This window comes from Mesorhizobium sp. M1E.F.Ca.ET.063.01.1.1 (assembly GCF_003998155.1).
Classification (GTDB): domain Bacteria; phylum Pseudomonadota; class Alphaproteobacteria; order Rhizobiales; family Rhizobiaceae; genus Mesorhizobium.
In genome coordinates, this window is the sequence record NZ_RZSC01001443.1 from 1 (window position 1) to 632 (window position 632).

Sequence of the window (632 nt, forward strand, 5' to 3'; positions counted from 1 at the left end):
ATCCATGATCAGCGCCTCGGCGATGGCGCCCATCGCCGGCTCGCTGCTGACTTGGATCTGGAAGAGCAGGCCAAACTGCGTGCCCTTCAAGCCCGAAGGCGCCAGCGCGTCATCGTAGAAGCGGCCGAGCCTGCGGGCGGCGCGCCGCAAGGTGGCGTTGTTGCAACGGCTGAATCCCGGCTGCTGAGCTTCGGTCATATCCACTCCTCGCCGGCGAAAACACGCGCCGGCCTTGCCGCAGAAATAGTTTTCGCGGCCGCCGTTGACAAGATAGTGGCATATACCTACTTCGCAGAAAGTGGCATATGCCACTAAATGGAAATTGGACATAGGCGCGGCGGCTGACGTGTCGCCGACGCCGAGCAAGAGCGAACAGGACGAAAAGGAGCAGGACAATGAGCAAGACAGATAACAAAGGTACAGCCGTAATCACTGGCGCTTCCTCGGGCATCGGCGCGGTCTATGCCGACCGGCTGGCCGGGCAGGGCTATGATCTGGTGCTTGTGGCGCGGCGCGCCGACCGGCTGCAGGAAGTGGCGGACAGACTGGCTTATGCCTATGGCCGCAAGGTCAAGACGCTCGTCGCCGATCTCGCCGACGATGCCGGCCTGCGCCAGGGCGCGCCGGCGATC

1 protein-coding gene and 1 pseudogene are annotated in these 632 nt (G+C 63.3%); one reads left to right on the forward strand and one right to left on the reverse strand.

All coding sequences use genetic code 11. The annotated features are described in order from the left end of the window. Positions 1-366 (reverse strand): annotated as a pseudogene (locus EOA29_RS43620) (hypothetical protein); the annotation flags it as partial. Between the two features lie 29 nt (positions 367-395). Between EOA29_RS43620 and EOA29_RS39120 the strand changes: the two are divergent. Beyond that, the coding region (locus EOA29_RS39120) for an SDR family NAD(P)-dependent oxidoreductase (protein ID WP_127222551.1) at positions 396-632 on the forward strand (237 nt) is incomplete at its 3' end.